This window comes from Cognatiyoonia sediminum (assembly GCF_900129845.1).
Taxonomy (GTDB): domain Bacteria; phylum Pseudomonadota; class Alphaproteobacteria; order Rhodobacterales; family Rhodobacteraceae; genus Cognatiyoonia; species Cognatiyoonia sediminum.
Genome location: NZ_FQXB01000001.1, coordinates 129,675 through 141,027 on the forward strand (window position 1 = coordinate 129,675; position 11,353 = coordinate 141,027).

The window sequence follows — 11,353 nt, forward strand, 5'->3', positions numbered from 1 at the left end:
GAGATTAGTATCTAGTGCCGGTTTTGCCGGGGTACCAGTCGGTGCCTGCCAGCGGAACTTTTGCCATGGCGGCGGCTTCCATGGTCAGCGCCACCAAATCCTCTGGCTCAAGGTTGTGCAAGTGGTTCTTGCCGCAAGCCCGCGCGATGGTCTGCGCCTCCAGGGTCATTACCTTGAGGTAGTTGCGCAAGCGGCGGCCGCCTTCAATGGGATCAAAGCGCGCCATAAGGTCAGGATCCTGCGTTGTGATACCCGCAGGGTCTTGGCCTTCATGCCAGTCATCGTAGGCGCCAGCCGTGGTGCCGAGTTTGTTGTATTCGGCTTCCCACTTTGGATCATTGTCGCCAAGCGCGATGAGGGCGGCCGTGCCGATGGCGACCGCGTCAGCACCCAGTGCCATGGCTTTGGCCACATCTGCGCCAGAGCGGATGCCGCCGGAAAGGATCAGTTGCACTTTGCGGTGCATCCCGAGGTCTTGTAGCGCTTGCACGGCGGGGCGCACGATGGCGAGGGTGGGCAAGCCCACGTGTTCGATGAAGACGTCTTGCGTGGCTGCTGTGCCGCCTTGCATCCCGTCCAGAACAACCGCGTCTGCACCTGCTTTCACCGCGAGCGTTGTGTCATAGTAGGGGCGGGCGCCAGCGACTTTGACGTAGATCGGCACTTTCCACCCAGTGATTTCGCGCAGCTCGAGGATCTTGATCTCAAGATCGTCTGGGCCGGTCCAATCCGGGTGACGACAGGCAGACCGCTGGTCGATCCCTTTGGGCAGGTTGCGCATTTCAGCGACGCGGTCAGAGATTTTCTGACCCAGAAGCATACCGCCGCCGCCTGGTTTTGCACCTTGGCCAACGACAATCTCAATCGCGTCCGCTTTGCGCAGGTCGTTGGGGTTCATGCCATAGCGGGACGGCAGGTATTGGTAGACAAGCTTATCTGAATGCCCGCGTTCCTCAGGCGTCATGCCGCCATCACCCGTGGTGGTGGAGGTACCTGCGGCAGAGGCGCCGCGCCCCAAGGCTTCTTTTGCAGGGCCAGAGAGCGCACCAAAGGACATGCCCGCAATGGTGATCGGGATATCGAGTTCGATGGGGTTAGATGCGTTCAGACCGCCGATGGTGACGTTGGTGTCGCATTTCTCACGATAGCCTTCGAGCGGATAGCGAGAGATCGACGCGCCCATGAAGAGCAGGTCGTCAAAAGACGGCACCTTGCGTTTCGCGCCACCGCCGCGGATGTCATAGATGCCGGTCGCCGCGGCGCGACGGATGTCGGAGTTAACGTCTTGGGTAAAGGTCGCCGACTGCCGCGGCGTCGTGTGCGGTATACCCTTGGGATCGTGTTTGTTCATCAGATCGGGTCCTTAATAAGCGCCAGCGTTGTCGACGTCGAAGTTATACAAGTTCCGAGCAGAGCCATAGCGGGTGAACTCGGATGGATCGGCTTCAATCTCTGCTTCGGCGAGGATCTCTTTTAAGAACGCGATGTGCTCTGGACGCATCTCTTTCTTCTCGCAGTCCGCACCAAGGGACTTCACCTCACCACGCACAAAGAAGCGTGCCTCATAACAGCTGTCGCCCAATGCGTCGCCTGCGTCACCCAAGACTACGAGGTTGCCGGATTGGCCCATAAAGGCGGACATGTGGCCGACGTTGCCCTGCACCACGATATTGACGCCCTTCATGGAGATGCCGCAGCGAGAAGATGCGTTGCCTTTGACAACAATCAGGCCGCCGTGGCCCGTTGCACCCAAGTACTGGCTCGCGTCACCTTCGATGACGATTTTTCCTGACATGATGTTTTCGCCGGTACCCGGGCCGGCGGAACCGTCGATATTAACGGTCGCTTGCTGGTTCATGCCCGCACAGTAATACCCGGTGGAGCCGCGCACGGTGACTTCGATGGGTGCATTTAGCCCGCAGGCAATGGCATGAGAGCCACGTGGATTGATGATTTCCCACACGGTTTGATTGGTGTCACCGGACTGCGCGTGCAACGTGGCGTTGGTTTCGCGCAGGCCAACTTCTGTCAGATCAATGGTCTGCATGTCTTATGCGGCCTTCTCTTTAGACGTTGGAGCCGCGTCATGGCTCCAGAAGTAAACGGTTGCGGGCTCTGGTTCCCAAACGCGGGCATCCTCGATCCCCGGCAAGTCAACCAGCGCGCGGTACTCAGAACCAAAGGCCACATATTGATCGGTCTCTGCCATCACGGCTGGCTTACAGGCAATCGGGTCGCGGACCACGCCAAAGCCGTCCTTGGTGCCGACAACAAATGTGAAGAACCCATCCAGATCCTCAAGGCTGCTTTCCAGCGCTTCCCCCAAGGTCGCGCCATTTTGCATCTTCCAGGTCAGATAAGCCGCACCCACTTCGGTGTCATTCTCTGTCTCAATATGCACACCTTCACGGCGCAGCTTGCGGCGCAAAGAGTTGTGGTTGGAGAGCGAGCCATTGTGCACGAGGCACTGATCGTCACCGGTATTGAACGGATGCGCGCCCATCGTCGTCACGGCCGATTCCGTGGCCATGCGGGTGTGTCCAATTCCGTGGCTGCCGGACATTTTTTCAATCTCAAAGCGGGCGGCGACGTCTTTGGGTAGGCCGACTTCCTTGTAAATTTCCAGGCTGTCGCCGCGGCTCATTACTCTGATTAAAGGATCTAGCTCTGCAAGCGCCGCGCGGGCAGAGGCAGTCGTTCCCGCCGGAATCTCAAGCACAGCATGAGTGCTTTTAACTTCGGAGCTGACGGTGCAGCCCATAATCTTCCCTAGCCGAGCATCGAGTTTTTCGAAAGCTTGTTCTGGTCTGTCCGACTGAATCGCCATCTTAGTTTTGCCGTTTGCTTCACCACCATAGATGGCAATGCCTGCACTGTCCGGACCGCGATCCGTCATAGTGATAAGCATTGAAGAAAGCATCTCACCCAACTTGGGTTCGAGCGACTTGTCCTTTAGGAACAATCCTACAATTCCGCACATTGCGTTCCCCTTAATCATTAAGTCTGCGTGTCGAACAGATTTCGAATCCTAGTTAGCACTAGCAGTAAACACATTCAACTGAAGAGAAACTTTTATTCTTGAGGTGCAATTTTTTTTTCGTGTCATCATATATGATCGCCTTTGCCTGCTCTGTTAAGGTGAATTCGGGCGGCACTATTCGAACGGAATGGGCATGAATGTTTGATATCTGAAGTTGTTATAAGGTTTGCAGCAAGGACACCAAATTTGCCTAAGTGGCCCGATTCTTTCGGGTAGGAGAATGACACGCAGATAGGTCATGAATTTTCGACAGATCGGTAGAGATCAAAAGGCCTAAGTCGTTCCTCTATTGTTTTGGTTTCCCTTGTATTTGAGAGTTTGCCGCGTTGACCGGACACCGGCTGATGATCCTAAGCATTTGAAAAAACTGTTTTTCAGAACCTCGTGTCTGAACCAGCGGTTTTGATGCAAAGGAGAAGTAGGATTTTATTTTACCACGTCCGTTCGTAAATTTTTTCCAGTGGAATTTCTTCATATTTTCCTGATAGTATAAATTTGTGAACAAAGGTGAAGGTATAACAATTGGGTTCCTGATCTTTCCGGGATTTCCTATGGCGTGTCTTACGTCTTTGATCGAGCCACTGCGCGCTGCGAACGAAATTTCGTCGACAAATACTTTTTCCTGGAGACTGATTTCAGAAAATGGAATCCGTGTTCAGTCGAGTGCGTCAGTTTGGTTCGAACCAGACTTGGCGCTCGCTGAAGCCGATTCACTCGATGCAATCTACATTTTGAGTTCCCCGTCCGGTACGTTTGAAGATGCAAAGATATCCAACGGTAGATTGCGAAAATTGGAACGCCATGGATTGGATCTAGGTGCCGTCAGTGGAGGCGTCTTCCCACTCGCTCGATCTGGCTTGCTCGACGGATACACTGTGTCGGTTCATTGGTGCTATGCTGCGGCCTTTGATGCAGAATTTCCGGATTTAGATGTGACCGATGAAGTCATCGCGATTGACCGACGCCGACTAACCGCATCTGGGGCGTCGGCTGCTTTTGACTTGGCCCTAATACTTATTGATCGTCATCTCGGCCCAGAAGTGGCGACGGAGGTTGCCTGTTGGTTCCAACACCCGCTGGTGCGAGGAGAAGGCATTACGCAAAAGGTTCCAACGGCAAATAGTATAAGTACTGACGATATGTTGCCGCGCTCCGTTCAACAGGCTGTCGCGCTGTTCAGTAGTCATATCGAAGACCCGATCAATGTTGCAGATGCTGCTGCCGTAGTCGGTATATCGGTGCGCCAACTTGAACGAATGTTCAAGCAATCCACAGGTCAATCACCGCATCACTACTATCGTACGATCAGGATGAAAGCCGCGCGACAGCTTGTTCTCTATTCCAATGACAGTTTAAGGGACATTGCGTTGGCTGTTGGCTACTCATCAACTGCTACCCTGACCCAAAACTATAAAGAGACCTTTGGCATTCAGCCGTCCGTGGATCGGGAAAAGGTGAATTTGTTCAGGGTACGCGAAACTCAGATCGCGCGTTCAGCTTAAGCCACGGATTTTGCTGCCACTTCGATAGCATGATAAAGTGATCTTGCCGAAGCGCGTGGTCCCACCACCCGAAGTGTGTTGCCAGAATTCATTGGCGTTACGAAGCAGCCAAGTTGGTGGATAGATGTGCGGCACACATCCCCTACATTCATTTCGCGGATCGGAACGGCGCAGAGGCGTTCGCACACGTCGGGCATTGCCGCACCTGAGATATCAAAGATAGCCCATGCGCCGGTTTGTTCTGTAACAGATGCTTTGGAAACCACAGCCGCAACGAGGTCGTCCGCGATCGTTTCGTGGGTCTCGAGTGGAGCCGTGATCATCCATTGATCTGGTCCCATCCAAAAACCGGAAAAACTGCCTTTCGAACAAGTTTTGCCCACAGCAGGCACGGACCCTATCATGGATTTCAACACCTTCTCGGTCACGGTTTTGCCGCCTTTTCGCGTGGCGATAGAAGCCAGCGCAAGAGAGTCGATTTCCGAAACGTTGATAGACCCAATGGTTGTAATCTTTGGCGTCTGACCGCCAAGAGCAGTGATCGGCGAAAGACTATGCACGGAGGCGCTCCCCCTCTGGGTCAACGAAATGAGCGCTGACAATTTCAATTTCGGTTTCCACCTTGGTCAGTGGGCTGACGAGGCGCATTTTCTCACCCTTGCGATTGCCGCCACCTTTCACGAAACCAAGCGCGATGTGGTGGCCTAGGATCGGGGAATAGCAGGCAGAGGTCACATATCCCTGATCGTGATCTGCATCGACGGGTCCGGTCAGGTTCATCAAATGGGCACCGGCGGGCACGGGTTTGGACGGATCAACTGGTTTGATCCCAACCTGCATTAATACATCGTCGGTGTTCAGTCCTTCGCGCTCAGACAGGATCGAACCGATACTGTCTTTCTTTTTTGATACCATCCGGCCCATGCCAAGGTTCAGCGCTGTCGTTGTGCCATTGAGTTCGTTGCCCGTGGCATGGCCCTTTTCAATCCGCATCACGCCCAGTGCTTCTGTACCATAAGGCACGACGTCAAATTCCGCGCCTTCCTCCATGATGCGGCGCATCAAAGCGTCGCCGTAGCGAGTTGGCACAGCGATTTCATAGGCCAGTTCGCCACTGAATGAGATGCGGAACAAACGTGCGCGCAACCCACCACAGATCGTGATGTTTCCACAGGCCATAAATGGGAAGGCTTCGTTTGAGATATCGTATTCTGGATCGACGATCTTTTGCAAAAGTCTGCGAGAGTTCGGTCCGGCGACTGCGAACTGCGCCCAAGCTTCGGTGGTAGAGATCAGTTGTACGTCCATATCGGGGAAGAGGCATTGTCGCACAAATTCCATGTGGCGATAGACGCCCAAAGCGTTGGCGGTTGTCGTAGTGACAACGAAATGATCCTCGGCCATGCGGGCGGCGGTGCCATCGTCCATGGCGATCCCATCTTCGCGCAACATCAGGCCATAACGTGTTTTGCCCACGGCGAGTTTCGCAAAACCGTTGCAATAGATTTTGTTCAGGAACTCCGCGGCATCAGCGCCCTGCACATCGATTTTACCCAAGGTGGTCACATCGCAAACGCCGACAGATTTACGCGTTGCGATGACCTCACGGTCGACGCTTTGGCGCCAATGGGTTTCACCTTTTTGTGGGAACCATTGCGCGCGGAGCCAATTACCAACTTCGACGAACACGGCGCCTTGTTCCTTGGCCCAATGATGTGAGGGCGTTAGGCGCTTGGGGTGAAACTCCTGACCGCGCGCGCGACCGGCAAGGACCCCAATCGCTGTTGGCGTGTAGGGAGGACGGAAAATCGTCGTGCCAACTTCAGGGATCGTCTTGCCGGCCAACTCTGCCATGATGGCCAGGCCACCCATGTTCGATGTTTTGCCTTGGTCAGTTGCCATACCTAACGTGGTGTAGCGCTTAAGATGCTCCACCGAGCGGAAGCCTTCTTGATGCGACAGCTTCACGTCTTTGACGGTGACGTCGTTCTGTTGATCGAGCCAGGCCCGGCCTTTGCCTTCTTTCACGTACCAGAAAGCAGAGATGTTGATCGGCGCATCTTCGGCTTGCGGTAGCTTGGTGGTTTTGGCTTTGAGGCCGATCGCCTTCAAAGCGGATTTTGCGCCGATTACACCAGAGGCCATGGCGCCAGCGGTCGAGAAATCGCCATTCGCCGCACCGGCAACGGTCATGCCAGCCGGTAGGTCAGCACCGGGGACAAAGGCTGCAAGATCGTCGTTCCAAACGGGGCGACCGCGTTGATGGCAGGTCATATGGACGTTGGGGTTCCACCCGCCGCTCATCCCCAATGCACCACATTCCAGCGTGCGCTCTGATCCATCGGCCAATCGAACGTCTGCGAAGGTCAGACCAAGGCGACCCTTGGTGTCGATAACCTGCGCACCTACAAGCACTTCATAGTCATTGTTGCGCGGTGCATCCGCGCGTGTATCCACCACGGCAGAGATTTTCACGCCTTTCGCGTGCAAATCTGCAGCCGCGCGGTGCCCGTCATCATTGTTGGTGAAGATCGCGACGCGCTTGTCGGCGGCAACGGCCCAACGGTTCGCATAGGACCGCATGGCAGAGGCGAGCATGATGCCCGGACGGTCATTGTTCTCGAACCCGATGGGGCGTTCTAACGCGCCTGCGCAGACGACGGCTTGTTTCGAATAGATGCGCCACAAGGTTTGGCGCGGCTTGCCCTCATCCGGCGTTGCGACATGGTCGTTGTTGCGTTCCACCGCACCATATATGCCGTGGTCAAATGCTCCAATAACCGTTGTGCGGGACATCAGGCGCACATTGGGCAAGCTGGCGAGTTCTGCGACCGTCGCTGCGGCCCAATCCGCGCCGCTGGCATCCCCGATTGTGAAGGTCTCGCTGTTCAGGCGGCCGCCCATTCGAAAATCTTCGTCCGCTAGAATGACGCTCGCCCCGGACCGCCCAGCGGTTAAAGCTGCGGCAAGTCCCGCCGGACCGGCACCGATGATCAGTACGTCGCAATGCAAAAACCCTTTGTCATAGACATCTGGGTCTTCTTTGAGCGATAGCGATCCAAGACCAGCAGCCTTGCGGATAATCGGCTCATAGAGCTTTTCCCAGAACGCGGCAGGCCACATGAAGGTTTTGTAGTAGAACCCGGCGGTCAGAAAGTTCGACAGCCGATCATTGATGGCAAGCAGGTCGAATTTTAGTGATCCAAGCCGGTTCTGGCTGTTCGCCAAGAGCCCATTGTAAAGCTCAACCGTGGTTGCACGTGTGTTAGGTTCTTGCCGTGCACCACCGCGGAGTTCGACCAGCGCGTTAGGCTCTTCCGATCCAGCGGAAAGTACGCCGCGCGGACGGTGGTACTTGAACGACCGCCCCATGAGGCGCACGCCATTTGCTAGGAGGGCGGAGGCGAGCGTATCACCGGGGTGGCCGGTGTACTGTTTGCCGTCGAAAGTGAATTTCAGAGTCTGACTGGTGTCGATCTGGCCGCCGGAGATCCGATTTTGCTGAGTCATTTGCTGCGCCCCCGTGCGCGAGCCACATCGCGGGCAAGTTGGACGTCGGTGATTTCATGGGTCAGGGTGTTGCGCGTAACAACAAGCCACGACCGATCGCCGCTTTCGTGAAACCAGAGTTCTTGGTGTAAACCTGCGGGATTGTCGCGCAGATATTGATATTCATAGAAATCCTGCGCCGCTGTTTCTGACTGCCAATCAGGCCGGTCAATGAGGCTGGCATCGCCAAGATAAGTGAACTCTGACGCATCGCGTGGGCCGAGGAGGGGGTGATTGATGATCATTTCTTGTCCTCCTCAGTGCAGGTTGGGCTGAGCGCCCATACCTTTTTCATCGATCATCAGCCCCTTTTCGAAGCGATCAAACCGATAGGCTTTGGCGGTGGGGTGGGGGGTGTCTTTGGCCAGAAGGTGTGCAAAGCAGAAGCCAGAGGCCGGCGTCGCCTTAAAGCCGCCGTAGCACCAGCCGCCGTTGAAGTAGAGGCCGTCAATGTGAGTGCGGTCGATAATAGGTGATCCATCCATCGACATATCCATGACGCCGCCCCACATCCGCAGCAGCCGCGCCCGACCGAAGGCGGGGAAGATTGCCATGCCGCCCTCGCAAACGTCTTCGACCACAGGCAGATTGCCGCGTTGGGCGTAGGTATTGTAGCCATCGATGTCGCCACCAAAGACCAAGCCGCCTTTGTCAGATTGGCTGCAGTAGAAGTGACCTGCACCAAAGGTTACAACACCCGGCATCACCGGTTTGAGACCTTCTGACACGAAGGCTTGCAACACATGACTTTCCATCGGAAGACGCATATCAACCTTGGACATCAAGCGACTGGAAGACCCAGCCACCGCACAGCCGACCTTGCCCGCGCCGATATACCCGCGCGAGGTTTCGACGCCCACGACCTTGCCATTTTCGCGCCGGAAGCCCGTGACCTCGCAGTTTTGGATAATATCGACGCCACGACTGTCGGCTCCACGGGCATAGCCCCAAGCCACTGCATCATGGCGCACAGTGCCGCCGCGATGTTGCGCCAGCCCACCTTTGATCGGGAAGCGGGCATCGTTGGTGTTGAGGAAGGGATAGCGTTCCTTAATTTGACGTGTGGTCAACAGCTCGGCGTCGGCGCCATTCAGGAACATCGCGTTGCCACGCCGGATAAAGGCATCGCGCTGTGCATCGGTATGGATCAGGTTCAAAATGCCACGCTGCGACACCATGGCGTTATAGTTGAAATCCTGCTCCAACCCTTCCCAGAGCTTGAGGGAGAATTCATAGAAAGGTTCGTTGCCATCGAGCAGATAGTTCGACCGGATGATGGTTGTGTTCCGGCCAACATTGCCGCCGCCGATCCAACCCTTTTCCAGAACAGCGATCTTCTTTTGCCCAAATTCTTTCGCCAGATAATAGGCCGTCGCCAGCCCATGCCCGCCACCGCCAATAATCACGTAATCGTATTGAGATTGCGGATCAGGATCACGCCACGCCGGTGTCCAGCCTTTGTGGCCAGTCAGGGCTTCTTTGATCACTCTCAATCCAGAATAACGCATGCGACGTTCCTTTCACGCGCATCATCAATTTTTCAGCGTGGCTCCGTAAACATCAAATCTGACAAACATGGGTAAAAAGGCGACATCATTGGCAATTGGAGGCTGTTTCTCCGCAAAGCTTCGAGTTGCTTGCTTCGATCTCTCACCAACGACTCAATCAGGGCTTCCTGCCGATTGGAGGCTATGTAGCAAAGTCATGCTAGAGAAGCTCGCAAATTGCGATTTACAAGTCTCGAAGTCGGGAAAACAAATTGGAGCGGGCGATGAGATTCGAACTCACGACCCTAACCTTGGCAAGGTTATGCTCTACCCCTGAGCTACGCCCGCATACCAATTCGTGAGGCGTGATCTATAAACTGTTGACCCGCACTGCAAGTGGAAAAACGCATGAAAGCGGGAAATTGTTGGAATTCGCCTTAGTGCTTCGCCATTGAGTGAAGATCACTTTGAACATCCGACCCGATCCCAACATCTTCACTGTGAAATACCACGCCATTTTCCGTCAGGAGAGCCAATCCGTAGCTGCCGGGTTCGTCGAGCGAAAGTGTCGGATCGATCTTCTCAAGTTCTAGCGGTCCGTGGTGGCAGGTGCTTTTTAACATACTCCATGCCACGCCTTTCAAACTGCCGGAGATCGTGCGGTGAACGTGGCCACAAAAAAGATGCGTATTTGGGTATTGCGCGAGCAAAGCTAACAAGTCCTCGCCATCTTTGAGCTTGATATAATCCATCCCGATGATGCCCGTATCGAACGGCGGGTGGTGGGCAAAGACCAGAGGAATGCGGCTACCCGCGCCCTCTAATGCGTCTTTCAACCACGCCAACCTCTGTGGCCCCAACATCCCCGCATGATGCCATTGCGGGTAGGGCGGGCCGTCGAGCGTATCGAGCGTGATGATCCGATGCGATGACAGATCGACAATTTGCTGGACATGTCCATCCGAGGTCACGGGGGTGTCGGAAAACACCTCCACGAAAGCTTCGCGCCGGTCATGGTTGCCGATCATTTTGATCACATGCATCGGAATATCGGCAAGGGCAGGGGCCAGTCGTTCATATTGAGACACGCGGCCGTGGTGGGTCAAATCCCCCATCAGGATCATTGCTTCGGCATCTGAATGGCGGTCAAGGGCCGCATCACGGGCGAGGCAAAACCGTTCCAACGGATCAAGGCCAATGATTTTTTCCCCTTCATCCGTGATGTGGATGTCGGTCATGATGATGAGTTTCTTTGCGTCGCCGATCATTTCTTATCGCCACCGGCTTTGTGAGACGTTAGGAAGTAGGTCAGACCTGCTATGACCAAGGCAATTGCTGCGCCGTACCCCAAAAGATCGCGTTCACCATCCCAACTTACAATCTGGCCGAGGAATAGAACGCCGAGCACAACGATCACGACAGCGATGAGTTTGTTTTTTAGATCGTCCAATGTTTTGATGCTGAGCCATTTCGGCACCGTGATGTTCGGACTTATGAATAATTCATAAAGCCCAATTGCGACGATGTAGAAGACGGTTCCAAGCAAGAACAAATCGATGATTTCGATGAACTCCAGCGAGAGCGCCTTGGCGACCTTTCGTGACACTTCGCCAGTCACGATGGTTTTTTGAACGAGGTTGATCGTCTCCAGAAGGCCAAAAATCATCATGGTTGTAGCTGCAATCAACGCGCCAATCACAGCGAGGATGATTAGAAAACGGCTTGCTCCGAGTATGTTGGCCATAGCGCCCTCCCTTCACGAAGTTGTGGTCAGG

At 54.8% G+C, this 11,353-nt stretch carries 10 protein-coding genes and 1 tRNA gene; 1 reads left to right on the forward strand and 10 read right to left on the reverse strand.

Annotated elements, in window-relative coordinates; all coding sequences use genetic code 11:
* Window positions 1-4 precede the first annotated feature (4 nt).
* The 3 genes from BUA85_RS00680 to BUA85_RS00690 are packed head-to-tail and all read right to left on the reverse strand — an operon-like array spanning window position 5 to window position 2,980.
* Window positions 5-1,351 (reverse strand): FMN-binding glutamate synthase family protein, encoded by a 1,347-nt coding sequence (locus tag BUA85_RS00680; RefSeq protein WP_072898496.1) that lies wholly within the window; start codon window positions 1,349-1,351, stop codon window positions 5-7.
* A 12-nt stretch (window positions 1,352-1,363) separates the two neighbouring features.
* Entirely contained in the window at window positions 1,364-2,047 is a 684-nt protein-coding gene (locus BUA85_RS00685; RefSeq protein ID WP_072898497.1) for a GltB/FmdC/FwdC-like GXGXG domain-containing protein, read from the reverse strand.
* A gap of 3 nt (window positions 2,048-2,050) precedes the next feature.
* Window positions 2,051-2,980, reverse strand: coding sequence for a class II glutamine amidotransferase (locus BUA85_RS00690; RefSeq protein WP_072900333.1), 930 nt, complete (start codon window positions 2,978-2,980; stop codon window positions 2,051-2,053).
* A 611-nt stretch (window positions 2,981-3,591) separates the two neighbouring features.
* On the opposite strand from BUA85_RS00690, the gene BUA85_RS00695 reads away from it, so the two are divergent.
* Window positions 3,592-4,542, forward strand: a complete 951-nt coding sequence (locus BUA85_RS00695; RefSeq protein ID WP_072898498.1) for a GlxA family transcriptional regulator — start codon at window positions 3,592-3,594, stop codon at window positions 4,540-4,542.
* On the opposite strand, the gene BUA85_RS00700 is transcribed toward BUA85_RS00695, so the two are convergent.
* From BUA85_RS00700 to BUA85_RS00730, 7 genes are all read right to left on the reverse strand, one after another.
* On the reverse strand, window positions 4,539-5,102 hold the full coding sequence (locus BUA85_RS00700; protein WP_072898499.1) for a sarcosine oxidase subunit gamma: 564 nt from the start codon (window positions 5,100-5,102) through the stop codon (window positions 4,539-4,541). The two genes, BUA85_RS00695 and BUA85_RS00700, sit on opposite strands and share 4 nt — an antisense overlap.
* The gene (locus BUA85_RS00705; protein ID WP_072898500.1) at window positions 5,095-8,052 is read right to left on the reverse strand and encodes a sarcosine oxidase subunit alpha family protein; all 2,958 of its coding nucleotides are present in this window, start codon (window positions 8,050-8,052) and stop codon (window positions 5,095-5,097) included. The genes BUA85_RS00700 and BUA85_RS00705 overlap by 8 nt, the downstream gene beginning before the upstream one ends.
* Complete coding sequence (locus BUA85_RS00710; RefSeq protein ID WP_072898501.1) at window positions 8,049-8,336, reverse strand: sarcosine oxidase subunit delta; 288 nt, start codon at window positions 8,334-8,336, stop codon at window positions 8,049-8,051. Before BUA85_RS00710 ends, BUA85_RS00705 begins: the two co-directional genes overlap by 4 nt.
* Before the next feature lie 12 nt (window positions 8,337-8,348).
* Window positions 8,349-9,599 carry a sarcosine oxidase subunit beta family protein gene (locus BUA85_RS00715; protein ID WP_072898502.1) on the reverse strand — a complete coding sequence of 417 codons (1,251 nt, stop codon included), beginning with the start codon at window positions 9,597-9,599 and terminating at the stop codon, window positions 8,349-8,351.
* A gap of 252 nt (window positions 9,600-9,851) precedes the next feature.
* Window positions 9,852-9,926 (reverse strand) — tRNA-Gly (locus BUA85_RS00720).
* Between the two features lie 89 nt (window positions 9,927-10,015).
* Window positions 10,016-10,846 (reverse strand): metallophosphoesterase, encoded by an 831-nt coding sequence (locus BUA85_RS00725; protein WP_072898505.1) that lies wholly within the window; start codon window positions 10,844-10,846, stop codon window positions 10,016-10,018.
* On the reverse strand, window positions 10,843-11,322 hold the full coding sequence (locus BUA85_RS00730) for a YqhA family protein (protein WP_072898507.1): 480 nt from the start codon (window positions 11,320-11,322) through the stop codon (window positions 10,843-10,845). Before BUA85_RS00730 ends, BUA85_RS00725 begins: the two co-directional genes overlap by 4 nt.
* Window positions 11,323-11,353 lie beyond the last annotated feature (31 nt).

What these genes read in the sequence shown, in the direction of transcription:
- BUA85_RS00715 (WP_072898502.1), bottom strand. Translation starts at nt 9,599, where the DNA reads ATGCGTTATTCTGGATTGAGAGTGATCAAAGAAGCCCTGACTGGCCAC.
- BUA85_RS00690 (WP_072900333.1), bottom strand. Translation starts at nt 2,980, where the DNA reads ATGTGCGGAATTGTAGGATTGTTCCTAAAGGACAAGTCGCTCGAACCC.
- BUA85_RS00695 (WP_072898498.1), top strand. Translation starts at nt 3,592, where the DNA reads ATGGCGTGTCTTACGTCTTTGATCGAGCCACTGCGCGCTGCGAACGAA.
- BUA85_RS00730 (WP_072898507.1), bottom strand. Translation starts at nt 11,322, where the DNA reads ATGGCCAACATACTCGGAGCAAGCCGTTTTCTAATCATCCTCGCTGTG.
- BUA85_RS00710 (WP_072898501.1), bottom strand. Translation starts at nt 8,336, where the DNA reads ATGATCATCAATCACCCCCTCCTCGGCCCACGCGATGCGTCAGAGTTC.
- BUA85_RS00705 (WP_072898500.1), bottom strand. Translation starts at nt 8,052, where the DNA reads ATGACTCAGCAAAATCGGATCTCCGGCGGCCAGATCGACACCAGTCAG.
- BUA85_RS00725 (WP_072898505.1), bottom strand. Translation starts at nt 10,846, where the DNA reads ATGATCGGCGACGCAAAGAAACTCATCATCATGACCGACATCCACATC.
- BUA85_RS00680 (WP_072898496.1), bottom strand. Translation starts at nt 1,351, where the DNA reads ATGAACAAACACGATCCCAAGGGTATACCGCACACGACGCCGCGGCAG.
- BUA85_RS00685 (WP_072898497.1), bottom strand. Translation starts at nt 2,047, where the DNA reads ATGCAGACCATTGATCTGACAGAAGTTGGCCTGCGCGAAACCAACGCC.